Below are 18,032 nucleotides of genomic sequence, written 5' to 3'. Positions count from 1 at the left end.
GCTGAAAATGCTCATAGTTGATCGTTCTCCAATCCACGCGCAGCCCATAGCCCCATGCCGCCAAGCAATATCTCGATGAGAGCTTCACGCAGCGGTTGGACGGCAAGCAGGTCAGCGCCCTCCATGAAAACAGCCGCAACTCTGCTTAATCCCACGCAGATAAAAACTGCGGCAGCAATCAGACTAAGCTGACGCGAAGAGAGGTTGATGCGCCCCCCAAGGATCAGCACAACGCCGATACCTATCTCGCCGCCTCCGATCATGGCGCGCATAGCCACCCGGGCAGATGGGTGGTCGAGCCCAATCGCATAGTAGCTCATGATTTCCGGCTGAATGAGAGTTGCTATTCCGAGCGCGAGAAAAATGCATCCTGCAAAAGAAGGGTAAACGCTGCCCAAGATCCGACGAAGATTGCTGATCACAGGAACCGCCTTGTCTGGCGTTTATAGTCCAAATAGTCCTGACCGTATTGCTGCTCCAGCCATGGCTCTTCGAAGATAGGAGCGAGCAAATACATGGCCGCCCAGAGCGTCAATAATATCCAGACAAGCAAGGTGTTGGCGAGCAGGCCCCAACCAATCATGCCAACCCATGTCGCAACGTAGACAGGGTTCCTGCTTATGCTGAACCAACCAGTGGTTTTCAGACCGTGCTTTTCGCCAAATGCATTGCGCCAGCCCATCTGGAACGTAATCCAGAATGCCAGAGCAAAGCCTACAACCAACAGTGCGAGGCCCACAGTATATTGGAGCAAGGCATCAGCGGGAGCCACAGATGCAAAGTCGAGAAGGGAAAGGGCCAGCAATGGGTAAAGGAACAGGCGAAACAGCGCCATGAAGGTGCGGTGCTGCCAACTGTCCCCTGAAGGGGGAGGGAAGAACTGAAACTTTCCGCTCAAGACCGCAAAAATGGAGAGCCCGATTATCGCGCAAATCGAGCTGGCCGCTAATCCGAACAAACCCCAAGCGACCCATGAAGGCAGGTCAATCATGTGCAGCACTCCTACAACCAGCGCCGCGTCTGGTTGCGGTAGGCTGTAAATGCGCTTCCGAAATTCTGCTCCAGAACTCGCTCTTCAGGGATTATCTGGATGAGCGTGATAGAGAGGGCGTAGAGAATTGGCCCGCTGAATGCTGCGAGGTTTTGGAGGGCCAAGGCTCCACCCACAAGCACGAGCAGCATACCCAGATACATCGGGTTTCGGGTAAAGCGATAGAGGCCTGTTGTAACGAGTTGCTCGGCTTGCTCAGGCGTAATCGGATTTACCGTTGTGTTCGCCCTCCCAAACGATCGAACCGCAAAGAAAAGCACCAGCGCTCCAGCCGCAATGACGGGAACCGATAGCCAAAAAAGAGGCACTGATCCGTAACCAAGCGCGGGCAGGTTTGTCGCCAGAATATAGCCAGCAAGGCCATAGAACGCGAACTGCATCAGGGGCGGGAAATACAGCTTTTTCTGTTTCTTGGATCGCTCTGAAATCTGGGTTTGAGGCATTTTCCGACTCGCTTGATTATGATTCGAGTCAAGTGATACAGTCTACAGCGACTGTAGAGGCAAGCGGGAAAAGCACATTCCTATGAAACCAATGACAATTGGCCGTCTTTCAAGTGCGGCAAAGGTCAAAGTGACCACCATTCGATATTACGAAAGTATCGGCTTGATGGGCACGCCAGACCGTAGCGCAAGTGGGCAAAGGCTCTATGGCGGCGTCGATGTGGAACGCCTCTCATTTGTGAGGCATGCACGCGAACTCGGCTTTTCGATGGACGCAATCAAAGACTTGATTGGATTGCAGACTGAACCAGACCAAGACTGCTCGGCAGTTGACACAATCGCTCAGAAGCAACTTGCCGAAGTTCAAAAGCGGCTGGCACAGCTAGAGGCTCTGGAACGCGAGCTGAAACGCATGATCGAAAATTGCAGGGGCGGTAAAGTCGGCGGATGCCAGGTCATGGCGGCGATCAATGACCACTCTGAATGCGAGACTGACAAGCACGAGCGCTTGAAGCCGCTTTGAAGTAAAGCCGTTCTCACATTTGTTAAAAGGCATTCCCAGCGGTGACCTTGGGCTCTAAGCTAACGTCCGCAATTGGGTCAGGACTGGAATGACCGCGAGCTCGAGGCAAAGGCTAGTTGAGCTTACCTGCGATCCACTTGTCGAGGTCGTCCTCAGACCAAGCCACGGCATGCCCACCCAGTTGCACAGGCTTGGGGAACCTACCCTCACTCATCCAGCGATAGATCGTTGAACGGCCAAGCCCGACCCGGCTCATCACTTCTGGAAGACGAATGAGGCGTGTCACGCGGCGCGGCTCGGCCAGTCTTTTTCCTAAATGCTCACCCATGATGACTTCCTTCGGCCACTGAAAAGACATCTCCGAGCAACACATCCTTTCGCTCAAGCTCATCAATATGATCAGACAGCAGCCGCGCAACACGGTGCGCAGTGCCTCTGGCCCAGCGGGGCCTTACATCTTGTAGCCGGCCCCCAAGCTCGCAGGCCAAGGCTATCGGCAGAGCGGTCAGGAAGTCTTCCAGAAACCGACCAATCTCGGTTCCCTGCCATTCTGCCGACTGATCGGCATCGGTGAGCAAGAACATCGACAGAGCTTGCTGCGGGCTAACGCCGCTGGCCTGGAGCATTCGAGCTGCTTCACCCAATGTCGCCGAACGCTTACCGTTGAGAACGCGTCGCAAGGCATCTTTATGGATCTGCGCATCACGCGCAATGTCGCAGCGTGTGCGCCCGCTTGCTTCGACCGCGCTTGTCAGTAGCCGTCCGAGATCAGCGCGGGTCTGTTCTTCGGAGAATTGCACCATGTCGGTCATTGCCGATTCCTTCCTTGAGCTGTGGCTTCAGGATCGAGCTATCGATCTAGGAAGGGTGTAGGAAATACAAAAGAACATAAATAGAACACCAAGGAATTGCCGAATCAGTCAATTCTCATGATTCGCGCGGATTCCGGCAGGTTACGCGCACAATGCGGCATGCCTGGCGCACCAGATGGCGCGGACCGCTCCATACGACGCCCGGTCGACGCACATTCCGGCCCTGCAGCCTTTCAATGTCGCTTTTTGCTTGGCGCGGCCGACAAACTCTCAGTTTCGCTTTTCCTACACCCAGTCTTTCAATCGAGGAAGAACATACAGCGAACTCATCGCTGCTTCTTGTTCCCAATGGAGTTCCTCGATGACCAAGACCCTTACTCTCCCCCCAAAGGCCAAAAGCAACATTCGGACACGCGATTATATCGTGCCTGCGGCCGTTGCCCTGGCCTGCGCCGGCGCGGCCTATGCCGGCGCTGATACGACCTTCGATCCCGCGCTGCAGAAGTTCACAGACTTTCTTGAAGGCTCCGGCGGTAAGATCATTACTGTCCTTAGCCTCGCCGGTGGCCTCATCGCGCTGGCCTCAGGCCGTTTCGCGCTTGGTCAGGTCGCTGTGCCTGTGGGCGTCGGCATCGGCGTTGGCACCGGTGTGCCGATCGTCACCTCTGTCGTGACCGCGACCATCTGATCGCTGGTTACGCTGAAAGGAGGGCGGCATGGCCGACACATACCTGGTGCCTCAGCGGCTCGATGATCCGGAGCTGATTGGTTTTTGGACAATCGATGAGTTTGCGGGGCTGCTGATCCCGTTCGCTTGGGGCATTCTAGCGCAGCACATCATCATTGGGACTGGCCTCGCGGCCGTGACCTGGTTCGCTCTTCGGAAAGCGAAAAGATCTGGTGCAAGCTCAAAATTGGTGCACGCTGCCTATTGGTATTTGCCGGGGAGTTTCCTCGGATTGAAAGCCACGCCGCCCTCCCATTGCCGCTTGCTTGCCGGCTGAGGGAGGATACCCATGAAATCTGAATTCGCCTATGAAGAAGCGCAGCGCCATCTGAAACAGCGCAACCGCTTTGCCGCGCTCGCTGGTATGCTGGGTCTAACCACCATCCTTGCAGTCGGGACCGCAGCGACAAGCGATGAAGCCATTGTCCTCGTGCCGATCACTTCGGAACGGGTCGAGCTCTCCAGTGGCGGGATCGAAGCGACATATCTTGAGCTTGTTTCCCGTGACACCGCTCTGATGTTGCTCAATCGCGCGCCCGAAAGCCTCGATTATTGGATGGAGAGCATCCTCAAGCTTGCTGATCCAGCAGCGCGCGGAAGTCTCAAGGCTGAACTGATCAAGATCGTTGATGAGCAGCGCGGCTCGGACATCAGCCAAGCCTTCGTGATTGCGCAAATCCATGTCGATCCGGACACACTCACTTCAACTGTAAGCGGAACGCTCAAGACCTTTGTCGGCGCGCAAGTCATCGCCAGCCAGACCCGCAGCTTTGAGTTCATCTGGCAGCGTCGCGGCCTCAGCCTTGGGCTCACCGGTTTCCGCCAACTTCCTGCCCAAGAGGAGGAAAGCCAATGAGCTTCTCCACCCGATCCCTGCCGACAGCCCTTACAAGTGTGCTGCTCGCTTCAGTCTCGCTCATCCAGGCTTCCCCTGCGCATGCAGATCAGTTTGTCGAAGCCGCTGATGGGGCAACGATTGATTGCGTCCTCGCGCGCGGTGCGCTCACCCGGATTGCGCTGATCAAAGACGGCTTTGCCAATGTCTCAAAGATGGCAAGCGGCTATCCCTATAATGATTTTGAGGTGACGCATGAGCCCGTGCGCGGCGACATCTATGTCTCCGTCCCGCAGCAATATGCGAGCGCACGGGTCAGCTTCTTTGCCACCAGCAGTAAGGGCCATGTCTACAAATTCACCTGCACAGTCGACGGCGATGAAGCGAGCCAGCTCTTCGTCACCAATCCAGCGCTAGCCAAACCTGATGATGGCGACGGCTTGAGCTCCGCACCATCCGAAGACGAAGCCGCGATCCGTCTGATCGAAGCGATGGCGAGCGATGCGGTGCTACCCGGTTTTCGGACGCGCGCAGCTTTGTCGCGCCCGCGCCGCACAGGCGGTCTCGAAGTTCAACAGGTCGCAGAATATGAAGGTGCGAAACTCACCGGCCAAGCCTTCACCCTGCGCAATCTCGGACCTGAGACAATCGATCTTGCAAGCGAACGCGATGGGCCCGCAGGCGCGCTCGCCTTTGCCTATGCCAGCGAAACGCTCGCACCCGGCGAGACGACGCGGGCCTTCCTTGTCTTTGCCAAGGGAGGGCTGAAGTGATGGCTGAGAGCAAAGCCAAAGCACCCGACAGCAAAAGAGCAGGTCTCAACAGCGCAATCGCCAAACGGCAAAAGCTGCTCCTCGCCGGGATCGGCTCAGTAGCTCTCATCGGCGGGTCGATGTTCATTTTCAGCGGCGATGAAGCGGAAAATGGCGCGGATGGCGGTGCGACCACCATCGATACGGGCGGGTTGGTCAATCGCAACCTTTCCCAGCGGGAATTTGTGGCGACCTACGGTAATCGGCTCGATGCGCAGGGCCGCGCGATCAAGGACCTGCAAGAAACCCAGCTTCCTAAAAGCTCGATCGAACAGGAACTCGATACACTGCGCGGCGAAAACGCGCGCATGCTCAGCGATGGCCAGGCCGCAATCGATGCGATCTCAGCTGAAAATGCGGCCCTTCGTTCGGAGCTCGAAAGTGCGAGAGCCAATCCTCCTGTGGCGCCTGCCGCGCCGATTGCTCCGCCTCAGCCTGGCTCCAAGCCAACAGCATTGGAGCCAGCACTGCTCACCGAGCCAAAAGCAAGCCTGCTCAGCTTTAAAAGCGAGAACTCCAAGGGTGCGCCCACCAGTGTAAGCGATGGATCACCCCCGCTGCTCTTGCAAGCGAGCAGAGATTACCTTCCGCCCAACAGCTACGCGCCTGCGACGGTCATTGTCGGGGTTGATGCGTCTACGGGCGTGACCAGTCAAAGCGATCCGCTCCCTGTGGTGCTGCGCATCACTGGCCCGGCGCGCTCTGTCCTCAAAGGCAATCGCCTCCTGACCACCGATTTGACCGGTTGCCTCGTCAATGGCGCGGCGCGCGGCGATCTCTCGGCTGAGAAAGTCTACGTCAAATTAGCGCGCATGACCTGCGCGCAGCCAGGCGGTCGTTATGCGGTAAGCGAGGTCAAAGGCTTCATCGCCTTTGCTGGCAAGTCCGGCGTTCGCGGCCGCGTCGTTAGCCGCGAAGGCAGTCTTGTAAGCCAAGCGCTGCTCGCTGGGATTGTCGGCGGGTTTGGCCGGGGCTTTTCCGCCAACGCCAATGGCATTTTTTCCGGCCGTGTCGGCGAGGATGGCCAGCGCGACGCACTTTCCCCCACCGACATTCTTGCAGGCGGCTTCGGTCAAGGCGCTGGCGAAGCCGCCGACACCGTCAGCCAATACCTCATCGAACGCGCCGAACAATACCAACCCGTCGTCGAGATGCCGACCGGCATCGAAGTCGAAATCGTCTTTCTCGACGGCGTCCATGTCAGGAGCCCCTCTCAATGAACTTTCACGATTTTCGTCCCGGTCTGATGACACGGGCTATTCATTTCTCGATCGCAGCAGCGAGCGCCGCTGCCGTGGTCACCAGCGGTGTCGCCATGGTGACCGCCATCCCGGCCCATGCCGCGATTGCGCGCGATGTCAGCCAGGCGCTCAAGCTCCGGCTGCCAAAAACGCCGATTGATGCGCTAGATTGCAAGAGTTTTGCGCCCTGGTGCGAAGTGGTCTCAGGCGACACGCTTTTCTATATCGACGAGGCGGCGCGCTATCTCTTCGTCGGACGGCTCTATGATCTTGAAAAACGCCGTGATGTGACAGCCACTCGGCTGATCGAGCTCAACCCCGATCTTCTGGCCGCAGGAGCCGCGCGCGCCGCTGGGAGCACCGAAAGCGCGGATCAAAGCCACCCAGCCAAAGCCGCCAAGTCCAAAGTCGATACAGCTGGCCTTCCGAAAGACGGCGCAGTGCACTGGGGCAATCCCAGGGGTGAGAAGCTGATCGTCTTTTCAGACTTTCAATGCGGCTATTGCCGCCAGCTCACCGGCGCCCTCACAGACACAGGCCTTTTCATCGAAGAACGCCCGATCTCGATCTTTGGCGCATCAAGCCGCCGGATGGCTGAAGGTGTGCTCTGCGCGCGTGATCCCGTCAAAGCGATGCATCAGGCTTATGCCGGGCAGACACACCCAATACCCTCGAGCTGCGATGTAAGCGACGCGCTAGATGCCAATGAGGCCTTTGCCAAAGCCAATGGCTTTTCCGGAACGCCCGTCATCGTTCGCGCGAAAGATGGTGCAGTGCTTCACGGCTACCGCAATGCGCAAACGCTGATCCGTTTTGCCAAAGGCGGAGCGGACCAATGAGCCGGCGCACCTACAAGCTTGCGATCTTTGCTGGGCTCGCTGTCACAATCAGTGGCTGCACAACTTTGGGCAGCAATGTGAGCGGTGATTTCGCTTGCCGCGCGCCGGGTGGCAGCTGCGCGCCCACATCGGCGATTGATGATGCCGCGACCAAGGCGAGCTTGCCTCAAGAACCTGTCACTCAGGTCATAGCGCCAAGCAACGACCGCAAGCTGCGTATTGTAGTCGCTGCACGGCGTGATGCCAGCGGACGTGAGCACGAAGCGCGCGTTGTCCATGTGCCTTTGCCCGAGCCGCCGCATTCGGAGTGGCGAGCACCTCTTTCAACGGGCCACGTTCTTCGCGCGCTCGGCCGTGCCAGCCAAGGCACACAGCAAAAGCAACCCATTGCTCCACCTTCCAGTTTTACCCCGCAGCAGCTCCCGGACGTTCTGGTTATCCCCTCCCAGACTTCTCCGGAGCTGCCCGGCGCGAAAGCGCCGGCCGCAGGGGCACCCGGCCTTTCCCCCTCCCCAGGCCGGGTGCCCCAATCGCCAACAGATGATGGAGAGACGCTATGACCCTCTCACTAAGCTCTGCGCGCGATGCGCTTCTTTCAGGCCTGTTCGGCGATGCCAAAAAGGCCGACCAAACGGCGGCGCATTTTTCGCTTGAAATGCTGTCGGATTGGCTACCCTACCGCGTCTTCGATCAAGGCGCTGGGCTCTATCGCAACGCCCATTCGAAAGGCTTTGCGCTTGAAGTAACCCCGCTGATCGGTGCCGACGAACGCACGGGCGAAATCCTGGGCCAGTTCTTTTCTGAAAGTCTGCCGCGGGGCGCATGCCTCCAAGTGCTCAATTTTGCGAGCCCGCGCATCGGCTCGATTGTCGCGCCCTGGTTTGCTCCGCGTTACGAGCAAGGTGGCATCTATGAAGCGATAGCTAAAGCGCGCACCGACCGGCTTTACGATCTTGTCTGGCAATCTGGCTCCGAGCACGCGCCTTTCCATGCCCGCCATACACGATTGATCATTTCGCTTGGCGTGCCAGTTCCAAGCAATGTGAGCGACGCAGAGCTTAGCGAATGCCGCAAGGGCCTGATGGGCATGCTCAATTCGCTGGGCCTTTCGTCAATCCCGCTTGAGCCCGCTGGGCTCTTGGCGCTGATCGATGAACTCACATCGCCCACCACGGCGCGCGAGCCTGAGACTACACATTGGAACCGCGAAGACACGCTCGATGCCCAAGCGATCCGACGCGATATCGAACTGGAAGTCGAAGATGATCGGTTGATCCTTCGCACCGAGCGCTTTCGCGAAACCGGGCGAAGCCGCGATGGCGTGCCGCAAATGGGCGAATGCTATCCCGACCGCTTTGACGTTCGCCATTATGGCGTGCGTTCGACACCTGAACGCTGGGCGCCGTGGGAATGTGCGCGCCTCATCGGTGATATGTTCACCGACAAACTGCGCTTGCCTTGCCCTGCAGCCACCATGCTGTGCCTGCACTATCCCGATCAGGAAGCAGCTAGCGCTCGTGTAGGCTATAAATTCATGCGTACGACCAGCCTTTCTGAAACGAAAAGCGCGCGCTTTCTTCCCAATCTCTCCCAGCAATCGGCCGAATGGAAACACGTTCAGGCCGAGCTTCAAGCGGGCAAGAAACTGGTCAAACTCTTCTACGGTGTCACCACCATCTCCCCGCTTGGCGAAGGCGATGCGCATGAGCGCACAATCAAGGCAATCTACAAAGCGGCCGGATGGGATTTGGCCGACGAACGCTTCCTGCAATTGCAAGGTCTGGTCGCTGCGTTCCCGCTGAGCCTTGCAGACGGCCTTGTTCAAGACATGGCGCGTCTCAAGCGCTTTCGGACGATGCTCTCAACGACTGCCGCGAACATCGCGCCGATGCAAGGCGAGTATCTTGGCGGAGAAATCCCGCATCTCTTGCTGCTTGGAAGGCGCGGCCAACCCTTTTTCTGGTCGCCCTTCGAGAACAACGCGGGCAATCACAATATCGCGATCTGCGGTAAATCCGGTTCGGGCAAGTCGGTGCTGCTGCAAGAACTCTGCACCGCTTTGCGCGGGGCGGGCGCCAAGGTTGTGGTGATCGATGATGGTCGTAGCTTTGAGCACTCGGTGAAGCTTCAAGGGGGGCGCTTTGTCGAGTTTACGCTCGCCTCTGGATTTTCGCTCAACCCCTTTTCGATGGTAGATGATGCCCGCGCCGAGGTCGACGAAGATTACAGGCTCGACTGCTTTGCCATGATCAAAGCGATCATCGGCCAGATGGCGCGGCCAAGCGCGGCGCCGTCGGACACCGAGCGTGGGCTGATTGATCAGGCTGTGACCCATGTATGGGATGCACTTGGGAGCGGCGGGGCCGTGGATGATGTCGCCCACGCGCTTCATTCAAGCGAGAACCAAGCTGGCAAAGAGCTTGCGACAGCGATTGCACCCTTTTGCCAAGGCGGGAGCTATGCCGGGTTTTTCTCCGGCAAAGCCAGCTTTGCGCTCGAAGATGATTTCACCGTCTTTGAGATGAGCGATTTGGCGAGCCGCGAGGAACTGAGGAGCGTCGTTCTCTCGGCCATCATGTTCATGACCGGTCAGGCGATGACACGCAGCTCTAGGGCAACCAAGAAGCTGCTCCTTATCGACGAGGCCTGGGCCATGCTCAAAGGCGGGTCGATGGGCGAGTTTGTAGAGACTTACGCTCGAACAGCGCGCAAATATGGCGGCGCTCTCGCGACCGCCACCCAGTCTCTCAATGACTATTACAAATCGGATGGCGCGCGCGCCGCGCTTGAAAACAGCGACTGGATGCTTGTGCTCCAGCAAAAGCCCGAGACCATCGCCGACTTCCGCAAGGAAGCGCGGCTCGACATGGATGACCGCACTGAGACGCTGATCCGCAGCCTCAAGCGCTCGGGCACCGAATATAGCGAGATCTATGTGAAGGGCCCAGAGACTGAAGCGGTGGGAAGGCTGGTGCTCGACCCGCTCTCAGCCACGATCTTCTCCTCTGATCCTGACACCTATGCTGCCATCCAGAGCCATGTCGGAAGCGGCATGCCTCTAGAACGCGCAGTCGCTCTCGTCGCGGGCATCCAAGGGGAAAGCCAATGACGCTCGAAACCAACACGCTTGTCGATCGCACACCGTTGCCCCTGACGAAATGGGCACAGCGTACGCGGCGCTCCTTCAATTGGCTCGCGCTCTTTCAAGGCAGCTGCTTTGTGCTGATCGAATGCGTCATCTTCGCAGCCAGCACTCTGTTACTGGTGCTTGGCCTGCCGCTGTTCGTTTTTCTGCTGCTCGCAGGCTGGGATCTCACCACGCTGTTCGCGCAGCTTGGCAATCTTGCTGACCATTACCGAACCGCTGAACCCCTCGCGCAGCGGCTCTTTGCATCGGATTTGCAGATCGCCTTCCTTATAATCGCGGGGACGCTTGCCCTTTTTAGAATACCAGGTTTCCTGCGTCGGCTTGAGCGCCGCCTCCATGAAGACGAGGTGTCCCATGCCTGATGCAAACCTAACCCGCCCGCTCCTTCTCAAAGCGCTTGTCATGTCAGCCTGCATCGCCGCTTTTTTTTGGGGCGTATGGATCACGCGAGAGATCACAAGCGAACCACCCGTCCAACGCATCGTCACAGTCCGGCTTGCCGAGACGATCGGGACATTTGTCGAAGAAGCCGCGCGCGCTGATGCGGATCCTGCGGCGGTCCAGGCGGCAAGCCTTGCCTACCTCAAAGCAGCGGAAAGCGCGGTTGACGATATGGGACGCGACGGGCGCGTCATTCTGGTTGCCGAAGCTGTGCTCGCGGGCGCGGCCGAGGACGCAACACCCGAGCTCGAAGCGCGCATCGCTGAAAATCTCAAAGCGGGAGAACGGCCATGAATCTGCCTCTTCGCTTCAAGCGCCCGCTGCTCCTCCTAGGGGTCGTCCTCATGCCGCTCGCCTGGGCACCTCTCGATGCCTTTAGCAAAAACCACGCCTTCCTCATCAATGCGAGCCCAAGCCTGCCCAATTGGGCGTTCTGGCTCGATAAAGACGCGCAGATAACGCGCGACAGCCTGATATTCTTTGAGCCTCCCAAGAGCCGCCTTGTTACAAGTCATTTTGGCAAAGAGCCACAAATGTTCGGCAAGCGCGTGCTGGGCATACCCGGCGATATGGTCAGCCATGAAGGCGACCAAGTCTTCATCAATGGCGAACCCATTGCTACGCGTCTCGACAGAACCAGCCTCGGCATAGCGCTCACGCAAGGGCCGCAAGGCGAGATCCCGGAAGGGTGTTTCTACGCCGGAACCGATCATCCGCGCGGGCTTGATAGCCGCTATGCGGAAATAGGTTTTGTCTGCGCCAGGCAGATCATGGGCAGCGGGAGGGCCATCCTGTGATGCGCGCCACTCTGTCTTTCATCGCGCTTTCTCTCGCCATCCTGCCGACACAGGCACAAGCGCGCGACTACGGTCAGCGCGGCGCGCTCTTTCCGATTGTCGAGCGCGACCTGCTCGAACAGATCCACTCGCGGCTCGTCCAAATGGAGAAGTCGGGCGAGACCGCGCGGCTTAATCAGGAATTGAAACGGCGGACGATTGCGCGGGTCAATCGGCCCGATCCTGTCCCCGGTCTCATCCGCGCGCATGAAAGCCGCAATTGGATCTTCGATCCAACCATCACGCTGGCTGCCGATATTCGCGGGGCAAAAGGCGAGCTCATCCATGCTGCCGGAACGCGGGTCAATCCGCTCAACAGTGTGAAGCTGCGCGCTGACCTTCTGTTCCTCGATGGCGATGATCCAGTGCAGATCCGATGGGCGCTTGAGCAAGACTCAAAGGCCAAGCTGATCTTGGTCAAAGGCGCACCGCTCGAACTCATGAAAACCCGTCAGCGCCGCTTCTATTTCGATCAAGGCGGCAAACTCACGGCCAAATTCAACATCAAAGCCGTGCCAGCACGAGTGCGTCAGCAAGGGCGCATACTTGAGGTAAGCGAGATCGCTTTGCCAACGCGGAAGGTGCGGCCATGAGCAGTTTCCGCGCTTTCCTGGCTCTCGTGATCGCCTCGTTGTCGTTGGCCTTCGCTTCGCCCGCTTCCGCTGATGCCGGGCCGGGCAAATGCACCGGGCAATTCGTCAATCCGATCACCGATATTTGTTGGTCGTGCCTGTTCCCGATCTCGGTGGGCGGGCTAGAAATCTGGCCTAGCAGTCGGCCCGATCCCGACAATCCCGACCTGCCCGTTTGCCTGTGCGGTATCCGGCCCGGCATCGCGATGGGGTTCTGGGAGCCTGTCCGGCTTGCTGATGTCAGCATGAAGCCATGGTGCTTCGTCAATCTGGGCGGGATGAAGCTCGATCCCGGCTTCGATATCGGCTTTCGCTCGATCTCCGGACCGTCTGCAATCGGCGGGGCAAGCCAGTATTATTCAAGCTGGCACGTCCACTGGTACGCCTATCCTCTTATCTATTGGATGGAGATCGTTGCTGATTTCCTGTGCCTCGAACCCGGCTCAATCGACATTCTCTACATCTCCGAGATTGATCCGCTGTGGCAGGACAGCGAGCTTACCGCGATCATCAACCCTGAAGCGGTGCTCTTCGCCAATCCGCTCGCACTAGCCGCCTGCGCTGCCGACTGCGCGGCTTCGACCGCCAATCTTCCGCTTGATGAAATGTTCTGGTGCGCGGGCTGCCAGGGTTCAATGTATCCGATGAATGGCAATGTCTCTGCCTCGATCGGTCATGTGCAAGCCTCGCGGCTCGTTCTTTCACGCTTTGCTTACAAGCTGCACCGCCAGCTCGTTTCATGGGGCACGATGGGCTCCAAAGGGCTTTGCGGCAAATACCTCATGCCTGTGATGCGGAAGCAGCAATATCGCTTCCAAGCCACCAACCCTAATCCGGCAACCAAAGGCCGCTACGCCTGCCCTCCCATCGGGGCCTCAACCACCTTTCAATCCCCCGGACAGATGATCCCCGCCATTGGCGAAGACATGGGATATCTCGTCTGGCGCAAAAGGAATTGCTGCGCGCTATGAGACACGCCTTTTCGCTCTTCGCCATCACCAGCATTGCGATCGCTGCAACTGTGGCTGTGGCTTCGGCACAGGATGCTTCACCCGAGCTCGATCTTGCCGAAATCCGGGCTCGTGCGAACGAACACACGAAAGACGCCGAAGCGCTCGCCACTGCAGTGCGCACGAAAGCCGATGCTTTGGCGCAAGAAGCCAAACAAACCCAGCAAGAGGCGATTGATAATCGCGCTGGCTACGCCGCAACTGCGCAGGCGGCGGTGGATGAAGGCCCGCTTGATCTGGATGGTATGATCCGCGCGCAAGCCGATGCAGAAGCGGCGAGCCTCACTGAGACACCCAAATTCATCGCCTTTGCTTCGCTAGGCATGCCGGAAGCTTCGCTGAAAGCGCTGGTGCGAGACGTGACCAAAGCGGGCGGTATCACTGTCCTTCGAGGTTTCCCTCAAGGCGACAGCAAAGCCTTTAAGCAGCGTCTCGCAGCAATTTGGAGTGATGGTGATGAAGCCGGCGCGCTCGGCATTGATCCGCGTCTCTTTCGCGCTTTCCAGATCGAAGCGGCACCGAGCTTCGTCATGATCGCCAGCGACTTTGCGCCCTGCGATGGATTCGACTGCACCGATGCCGTGCCACCCCACGACCGTGTCGCTGGCAATATCAGCGTGGAAGAAGTGCTCCAGACCTTTGCAGGCGGCGGCGGCCCCGGTGCCCGCCTTGCCCGCCGTCATCTTCGCCGCATGCAAGGAGAGCACATGTGATCCGCCAATCATCCATCAAAGCTCTACTCTTCGCTCTGTCTTTGCTCGCCGCGCCTGCCTCGGCTCAGCAGCAGGAAGCCAGAAGCGATGGCAAAGCCTTCGGCGAGAGCCTGCGCGGTGAAGCGCAAGCGGCAAGCAAAGCGCAACCCAGCGCGTCCGAGCTCCCCAACTATGACCGCGAGGCTGTGCGAAATCTCGAGCGGCTCGCCGATAATCCCGACCAGATCGAGGGAGCGGCCACAGCTGCATCGCGCAATCATCAAGGCCATCGCCTGGTGCGCGACAGCATGGCCAATCGCGCGCGCTTCGAAAGCGATGATATTGAAGCGGTGATCGCCCGCAGTCTGGCAATCAATAAGGCACCGCTTGATTACACCAGCGGCATGTCGATCTCCGGCAGTCAAGGTGAATGCGTCCCCTTGCCGCCTGGCTCCGGGTCCGCTGGCACTTACACAGCAACATGCAACACGGGCACACGGGTCGAGCAAGCCCAGGGGCAATGCTCTGTCCCGCTAGTCGCCAGCGTGACCCAGCGCCAGCAATGGCACTATCTCTGCAACGATACTGGCATCCAACAAGGTCTCCCATGGTGCTCTACATTTAACAGCGGCTTGTGCCGCATCACCGGTTACCGGCCCGGCCCATGTCTGCAGTGGTGGGATAACGGCTTTAACCGTTACTGTTCTGAACCGGGCGATCCCATCGCTGAGATTTCCTGCGATACGCCTGACCCGCGCTACTCGCCCTATGCGATCACGACCCAGAGCACGGTCGACACCGCTCCAGATGAAACCCAGTGCCAGCCTTTTGCGGAGGATGGAGATTGCACACTCGATGCGGAAATCTGCACCGATGAAAGCCCACAAACCCGCATTGTTGATGGAGTGGCGGTCACGCAGAGCTGCTGGGAATGGGAGCGAAGCTACACTTGCACATCGCGCGAAGCGGCAAGCGATTGCTCAGATATTGAAGCGCTCGGCACCTGCCGCTTTGTGCGCGAAGAATGCATCACAGAGGAGGTTCCCTGCGAGACCTGGGAGCGCATCTACGAATGCCCGCTTCCAGAAACCGAGAACTCACCCCAATTCGTCTGCGATGGCGATGTCTATTGCATTGATGGAAGCTGCGAGACCATTGAGCGCACGCCCAATGATGAGTTCAAAGATGCAGTCACCGCGCTCAATGCAATGGATGAGGCGCGTGGGCAGTTCGATCCCAATACGCTGACGCTATTCCGCGGGACCAGAAACACCTGCTCGTCCAAAGTCTTTGGCGTGCTCAATTGCTGCAAGGGCAAAGGCTTTCCGCTGATCCCCGGCATCAGCTTGCTGGTCGCGCTTGGCTGCGACCGCGAGGAAGTGCTGCTCCATGAACGCGATGCGCAGGGGCTTTGTGCCTATGTCGGGACCTATTGTTCGAAGAAATTCCTCGGTGTCTGCCTGACCAAGAAGAAAGCCTATTGCTGCTTTGAGAGCAAACTGTCGCGCATCTTGCAGGAACAGGGTCGCAAACAGCTCCCCAAACCATGGGACAAGCCCAAGCACGAGCAGTGCGAAGGATTTACCCTCGACGAGTTTGCGCAGCTTGATTTGAGCCTCATGGATTTCAGCGAAGTCTATGCCGAATTCACCGAAGCGGCGCGCCTCCCCGATGAGCTCGAAACGAGCATCCTCATCCAGCAAAAGATCGACGACTATTACGCAAGGGGCGGTCAATGATGAGCATAGCATCACGGCTTGCGCTAATCCTCATCTCGGCAGTCTTGAGCGCAGTGCCAGCAAGCGCACAGCGAGTTGAGAGCACCGAGAGAAGCACTGCAGCAGGCACGCTCTACTGCCAGGAGCGCAAGCTCGGCTATTGGTTCTATTGCGCCAATCCGATCCCCAAAAACGAGCCACAGCAAGAGGTAGAACCGGAGCAGGAGGCGATACCAGCCGCCCAAGAATTGGAAGCAATTACCAGCGAGCTGCGCGAGTTGAAAGCGCGCGCGATCCTCTATCCGACGAGAGACAATGTCGCAGCGTACATCCGCTTCCAGCGCGCGCAGCTCGATCGTGCTTCGCTCTTCTCCGACGTCTGGCAGCGGGCCATCTGGCAGGATCCCGAACTCGATTACACGCTGCAGCGTCCTGTCGGTGCGGTCGCCAAGAAACAGTGGCAGGATGTGCGGGCAGCGGAACGCAACACCGTGATGGGCAGGCTCTCGGAGCGTTATGGCTTATTCTATTTCTTTAGCGCCACTTGTGGCCCGTGCGAAGTGATGAGCCCGATCGTGAAAGGCGTCGCCAGCCGCTGGGGGATCACCGTACGCGCGATCTCAACCGATGGCGGGCCGTCAAGGCATTTTCCCGACTACAGGGTCGAAACCAATCAAAGAGAGCGGATGGGCCTTGAGACCAAAGCAACGCCCGCTTTGGTCCTGTGGGACAGCGAGGCCAAACGGCCGATCCCGATCGGATACGGTGTGCTGTCCGCTGATGAGCTGCAAGACCGCATCTATCTCCTCACCTCAAAGGAAGCCGGACATGATTACTAGCATCAGAAACGCTGCGCTCGGCCTTGCTGCTGCCAGCATGATAGCCTCGCCTCTCGCGGCAAATGTCGGCGACAGCATGGATCGTTTTATGGATGACATGGGCGCGGCGGCAAACGTTACCGGTCCGACCGCCTTCGAAGGCCAGTCTGCGGGCTACTATAGTCTGGGCAATGTGTGGACGCGATTTCCGCAAAAGACGACCAATATCGCCAATTTGCAATTGCCCAGAGCGCGTGCGGGGTGCGGCGGGATCGATATCTTTGCCGGCTCTTTTTCCTTTATCAATGCAAGCGAGATGGTCGCGCTGATGAAGGCAGTGGCCAACAATGCAGTCGGCTTCGCCTTCAGCTTGGCGATCGATACCGTCTGCCCTGAATGCAATAAGATCATGCAGGAGTTTAGCCAGAAGGCTCAGCTCATGAACAATCTCTCGATCAATTCCTGCGAGATGGCGCAGGGGCTGGTGGGAGGGCTCTGGCCCAAAGGCGATTTGGCCGACAAAGCAATCTGCGAAGCGATCGGAAATTCTGAAGGCATCTTCACCGACTATGCCGCTGCCAAGCATGGCTGCGGCACGCGAGGCCAGCGCGCTTCAACCAATGAAAGCGCCGGTAGTGACTATGCAGACGTCAATCCCGGCGTAGCGCGCAACTACACTTGGCACGTCCTTAAAGAGAGCGCCTTCTTCAACCCCAGCGGCACTTTCGACCGCGAACTCGCCGAATACGCCATGACGCTGATCGGCACGGTGATCTACGTCCCGCCCAAGGATGACGAGCCGGGCAAGTTTGTGCCCTTCGCTGGCGATGCGTCTTCGACGCTGGTGAGCGCGCTGCTTGATGGAACCCAAGGCCAAAGCGTGCGCGTGTTCCGCTGCGATGAAACCGATCTCTGCCTCAATCCCACCTTCCAGCAGATGAGCCTGTCAAACGCCAAGGCGATCCGACCACGCGTGGCGCAGCTCATTGGCAATATGGTCGATGCGATCCGGACAGACACGGCCATCGGGAATGCCGAAAAGGAGCTGCTTCAGGTCGCCTCGATCCCGCTCTACAAGATACTAACTGTCCAAGCCGCCTATGGGCGCGGCATGCCGACCGATGACCGCGACACGCTGGCTGAGATTGCAAGCGTCGACCTGCTCTATGCAATCCTTGACCGGATCGTCTCGGAAGCTGGCCGTTCGATGGCGAGCTTTATTGCTGCGGACGAAGCCAAGTTGGCGATCTGGCGCGGACAAGTGACCGAAGTGCGTAGCAGTCTCATCCAGCGGCAAGCGACAGGCCAAGCCAAAGTCTCTGCGATCATGCAGATCATCGAGAAGACAGCGATGATCGAAAACGCGCTCGCCGCGTCGATGTCACCGTCCATGTCGGCTGCGCTCGACTGGTCGCGCGGCCTGCAATCGCGCTCGATAGTGCCCTGAGGCAAAG

At 58.5% G+C, this 18,032-nt stretch carries 23 protein-coding genes; 18 read left to right on the top strand and 5 right to left on the bottom strand.

From position 1 onward, the window contains the following. Positions 1 to 11 precede the first annotated feature (11 nt). The 3 genes from Q0778_RS11270 to Q0778_RS11260 are packed head-to-tail and all read right to left on the bottom strand — an operon-like array spanning position 12 to position 1,494. Positions 12 to 422 carry a DUF4345 family protein gene (locus tag Q0778_RS11270; RefSeq protein WP_298336099.1) on the bottom strand — a complete coding sequence of 137 codons (411 nt, stop codon included), beginning with the start codon at positions 420 to 422 and terminating at the stop codon, positions 12 to 14. After that, positions 419 to 991: a PEMT/PEM2 methyltransferase family protein gene (locus Q0778_RS11265; protein ID WP_298336097.1), complete on the bottom strand. Its 573-nt coding sequence runs from the start codon at positions 989 to 991 to the stop codon at positions 419 to 421. Before Q0778_RS11265 ends, Q0778_RS11270 begins: the two co-directional genes overlap by 4 nt. A gap of 11 nt (positions 992 to 1,002) precedes the next feature. Further along, entirely contained in the window at positions 1,003 to 1,494 is a 492-nt protein-coding gene (locus Q0778_RS11260) for an isoprenylcysteine carboxylmethyltransferase family protein (protein ID WP_298336095.1), read from the bottom strand. Between the two features lie 82 nt (positions 1,495 to 1,576). Here Q0778_RS11260 and Q0778_RS11255 point away from each other — a divergent pair, with 82 nt between their 5' ends. Continuing rightward, complete coding sequence (locus tag Q0778_RS11255) at positions 1,577 to 2,017, top strand: helix-turn-helix domain-containing protein (RefSeq protein ID WP_298336093.1); 441 nt, start codon at positions 1,577 to 1,579, stop codon at positions 2,015 to 2,017. Positions 2,018 to 2,129: 112 nt separating this feature from the next. On the opposite strand, the gene Q0778_RS11250 is transcribed toward Q0778_RS11255, so the two are convergent. Both Q0778_RS11250 and Q0778_RS11245 read right to left on the bottom strand, forming a co-directional pair. Then, complete coding sequence (locus tag Q0778_RS11250) at positions 2,130 to 2,345, bottom strand: AlpA family transcriptional regulator (protein WP_298336091.1); 216 nt, start codon at positions 2,343 to 2,345, stop codon at positions 2,130 to 2,132. Further along, positions 2,338 to 2,829, bottom strand: coding sequence for a helix-turn-helix domain-containing protein (locus tag Q0778_RS11245; protein ID WP_298336089.1), 492 nt, complete (start codon positions 2,827 to 2,829; stop codon positions 2,338 to 2,340). Before Q0778_RS11245 ends, Q0778_RS11250 begins: the two co-directional genes overlap by 8 nt. Before the next feature lie 361 nt (positions 2,830 to 3,190). Between Q0778_RS11245 and Q0778_RS11240 the strand changes: the two genes are divergently transcribed. From Q0778_RS11240 to Q0778_RS11160, 17 genes are read left to right on the top strand one after another with little or no spacing between them, the layout of a single operon-like run. Further along, positions 3,191 to 3,517, top strand: a complete 327-nt coding sequence (locus tag Q0778_RS11240; RefSeq protein WP_298300504.1) for a hypothetical protein — start codon at positions 3,191 to 3,193, stop codon at positions 3,515 to 3,517. A 28-nt stretch (positions 3,518 to 3,545) separates the two neighbouring features. Further along, positions 3,546 to 3,833, top strand: a complete 288-nt coding sequence (gene traL / locus Q0778_RS11235) for a type IV conjugative transfer system protein TraL (RefSeq protein WP_298336087.1) — start codon at positions 3,546 to 3,548, stop codon at positions 3,831 to 3,833. 12 nt (positions 3,834 to 3,845) lie between these two features. After that, a complete protein-coding gene (locus tag Q0778_RS11230) occupies positions 3,846 to 4,412 on the top strand; it encodes a type IV conjugative transfer system protein TraE (protein WP_298336085.1) in 567 nt (188 codons plus the stop codon). After that, complete coding sequence (locus Q0778_RS11225; RefSeq protein WP_298336083.1) at positions 4,409 to 5,164, top strand: type-F conjugative transfer system secretin TraK; 756 nt, start codon at positions 4,409 to 4,411, stop codon at positions 5,162 to 5,164. The genes Q0778_RS11230 and Q0778_RS11225 overlap by 4 nt, the downstream gene beginning before the upstream one ends. Further along, positions 5,164 to 6,423, top strand: coding sequence for a TraB/VirB10 family protein (locus Q0778_RS11220; RefSeq protein WP_298336081.1), 1,260 nt, complete (start codon positions 5,164 to 5,166; stop codon positions 6,421 to 6,423). The genes Q0778_RS11225 and Q0778_RS11220 overlap by 1 nt, the downstream gene beginning before the upstream one ends. Further along, a complete protein-coding gene (locus Q0778_RS11215) occupies positions 6,420 to 7,283 on the top strand; it encodes a DsbC family protein (RefSeq protein WP_298336079.1) in 864 nt (287 codons plus the stop codon). The genes Q0778_RS11220 and Q0778_RS11215 overlap by 4 nt, the downstream gene beginning before the upstream one ends. After that, entirely contained in the window at positions 7,280 to 7,843 is a 564-nt protein-coding gene (locus Q0778_RS11210) for a hypothetical protein (protein WP_298336077.1), read from the top strand. The genes Q0778_RS11215 and Q0778_RS11210 overlap by 4 nt, the downstream gene beginning before the upstream one ends. Continuing rightward, positions 7,840 to 10,392 (top strand): type IV secretion system protein TraC, encoded by a 2,553-nt coding sequence (gene traC, locus Q0778_RS11205; protein WP_298336075.1) that lies wholly within the window; start codon positions 7,840 to 7,842, stop codon positions 10,390 to 10,392. Before Q0778_RS11210 ends, traC begins: the two co-directional genes overlap by 4 nt. Then, on the top strand, positions 10,389 to 10,793 hold the full coding sequence (locus Q0778_RS11200; protein WP_298336072.1) for a hypothetical protein: 405 nt from the start codon (positions 10,389 to 10,391) through the stop codon (positions 10,791 to 10,793). Before traC ends, Q0778_RS11200 begins: the two co-directional genes overlap by 4 nt. Continuing rightward, a complete protein-coding gene (locus tag Q0778_RS11195) occupies positions 10,786 to 11,166 on the top strand; it encodes a TrbI F-type domain-containing protein (RefSeq protein ID WP_298336070.1) in 381 nt (126 codons plus the stop codon). Before Q0778_RS11200 ends, Q0778_RS11195 begins: the two co-directional genes overlap by 8 nt. Next, a complete protein-coding gene (locus tag Q0778_RS11190) occupies positions 11,163 to 11,669 on the top strand; it encodes a S26 family signal peptidase (RefSeq protein ID WP_298336067.1) in 507 nt (168 codons plus the stop codon). Before Q0778_RS11195 ends, Q0778_RS11190 begins: the two co-directional genes overlap by 4 nt. Further along, positions 11,669 to 12,301, top strand: a complete 633-nt coding sequence (gene traW, locus Q0778_RS11185) for a type-F conjugative transfer system protein TraW (protein ID WP_298336176.1) — start codon at positions 11,669 to 11,671, stop codon at positions 12,299 to 12,301. The genes Q0778_RS11190 and traW overlap by 1 nt, the downstream gene beginning before the upstream one ends. Beyond that, positions 12,298 to 13,311: a conjugal transfer pilus assembly protein TraU gene (gene traU, locus Q0778_RS11180; RefSeq protein WP_298336065.1), complete on the top strand. Its 1,014-nt coding sequence runs from the start codon at positions 12,298 to 12,300 to the stop codon at positions 13,309 to 13,311. The genes traW and traU overlap by 4 nt, the downstream gene beginning before the upstream one ends. After that, complete coding sequence (trbC, locus tag Q0778_RS11175) at positions 13,308 to 14,063, top strand: type-F conjugative transfer system pilin assembly protein TrbC (RefSeq protein WP_298336063.1); 756 nt, start codon at positions 13,308 to 13,310, stop codon at positions 14,061 to 14,063. Before traU ends, trbC begins: the two co-directional genes overlap by 4 nt. Then, positions 14,063 to 15,781, top strand: coding sequence for a conjugal transfer protein TraN (locus Q0778_RS11170; protein ID WP_298336175.1), 1,719 nt, complete (start codon positions 14,063 to 14,065; stop codon positions 15,779 to 15,781). The genes trbC and Q0778_RS11170 overlap by 1 nt, the downstream gene beginning before the upstream one ends. Further along, positions 15,778 to 16,599, top strand: a complete 822-nt coding sequence (locus Q0778_RS11165) for a conjugal transfer protein TraF (protein WP_298336061.1) — start codon at positions 15,778 to 15,780, stop codon at positions 16,597 to 16,599. The genes Q0778_RS11170 and Q0778_RS11165 overlap by 4 nt, the downstream gene beginning before the upstream one ends. Further along, positions 16,589 to 18,025 carry a conjugal transfer protein TraH gene (locus Q0778_RS11160; protein WP_298336059.1) on the top strand — a complete coding sequence of 479 codons (1,437 nt, stop codon included), beginning with the start codon at positions 16,589 to 16,591 and terminating at the stop codon, positions 18,023 to 18,025. The genes Q0778_RS11165 and Q0778_RS11160 overlap by 11 nt, the downstream gene beginning before the upstream one ends. The last annotated feature ends 7 nt before the right edge of the window (positions 18,026 to 18,032 follow it).

Origin of the sequence: uncultured Erythrobacter sp. (genome assembly GCF_947502395.1) — a bacterium.
Classification (GTDB): Bacteria; Pseudomonadota; Alphaproteobacteria; order Sphingomonadales; family Sphingomonadaceae; genus Erythrobacter.
The sequence above is the reverse complement of the archived record's forward strand: the minus strand, read 5'-3'. Positions and strand labels throughout refer to the sequence as shown.

Bases quoted from the DNA above. Each gene is read 5' to 3' on its own strand.
- Q0778_RS11265 (WP_298336097.1), bottom strand. From the start codon at position 991: ATGATTGACCTGCCTTCATGGGTCGCTTGGGGTTTGTTCGGATTAGCG.
- Q0778_RS11260 (WP_298336095.1), bottom strand. From the start codon at position 1,494: ATGCCTCAAACCCAGATTTCAGAGCGATCCAAGAAACAGAAAAAGCTG.
- Q0778_RS11255 (WP_298336093.1), top strand. From the start codon at position 1,577: ATGAAACCAATGACAATTGGCCGTCTTTCAAGTGCGGCAAAGGTCAAA.
- Q0778_RS11250 (WP_298336091.1), bottom strand. From the start codon at position 2,345: ATGGGTGAGCATTTAGGAAAAAGACTGGCCGAGCCGCGCCGCGTGACA.
- Q0778_RS11245 (WP_298336089.1), bottom strand. From the start codon at position 2,829: ATGACCGACATGGTGCAATTCTCCGAAGAACAGACCCGCGCTGATCTC.
- Q0778_RS11240 (WP_298300504.1), top strand. From the start codon at position 3,191: ATGACCAAGACCCTTACTCTCCCCCCAAAGGCCAAAAGCAACATTCGG.
- traL (WP_298336087.1), top strand. From the start codon at position 3,546: ATGGCCGACACATACCTGGTGCCTCAGCGGCTCGATGATCCGGAGCTG.
- Q0778_RS11230 (WP_298336085.1), top strand. From the start codon at position 3,846: ATGAAATCTGAATTCGCCTATGAAGAAGCGCAGCGCCATCTGAAACAG.
- Q0778_RS11225 (WP_298336083.1), top strand. From the start codon at position 4,409: ATGAGCTTCTCCACCCGATCCCTGCCGACAGCCCTTACAAGTGTGCTG.
- Q0778_RS11220 (WP_298336081.1), top strand. From the start codon at position 5,164: ATGGCTGAGAGCAAAGCCAAAGCACCCGACAGCAAAAGAGCAGGTCTC.
- Q0778_RS11215 (WP_298336079.1), top strand. From the start codon at position 6,420: ATGAACTTTCACGATTTTCGTCCCGGTCTGATGACACGGGCTATTCAT.
- Q0778_RS11210 (WP_298336077.1), top strand. From the start codon at position 7,280: ATGAGCCGGCGCACCTACAAGCTTGCGATCTTTGCTGGGCTCGCTGTC.
- traC (WP_298336075.1), top strand. From the start codon at position 7,840: ATGACCCTCTCACTAAGCTCTGCGCGCGATGCGCTTCTTTCAGGCCTG.
- Q0778_RS11200 (WP_298336072.1), top strand. From the start codon at position 10,389: ATGACGCTCGAAACCAACACGCTTGTCGATCGCACACCGTTGCCCCTG.
- Q0778_RS11195 (WP_298336070.1), top strand. From the start codon at position 10,786: ATGCCTGATGCAAACCTAACCCGCCCGCTCCTTCTCAAAGCGCTTGTC.
- Q0778_RS11190 (WP_298336067.1), top strand. From the start codon at position 11,163: ATGAATCTGCCTCTTCGCTTCAAGCGCCCGCTGCTCCTCCTAGGGGTC.
- traW (WP_298336176.1), top strand. From the start codon at position 11,669: ATGCGCGCCACTCTGTCTTTCATCGCGCTTTCTCTCGCCATCCTGCCG.
- traU (WP_298336065.1), top strand. From the start codon at position 12,298: ATGAGCAGTTTCCGCGCTTTCCTGGCTCTCGTGATCGCCTCGTTGTCG.
- trbC (WP_298336063.1), top strand. From the start codon at position 13,308: ATGAGACACGCCTTTTCGCTCTTCGCCATCACCAGCATTGCGATCGCT.
- Q0778_RS11165 (WP_298336061.1), top strand. From the start codon at position 15,778: ATGATGAGCATAGCATCACGGCTTGCGCTAATCCTCATCTCGGCAGTC.
- Q0778_RS11160 (WP_298336059.1), top strand. From the start codon at position 16,589: ATGATTACTAGCATCAGAAACGCTGCGCTCGGCCTTGCTGCTGCCAGC.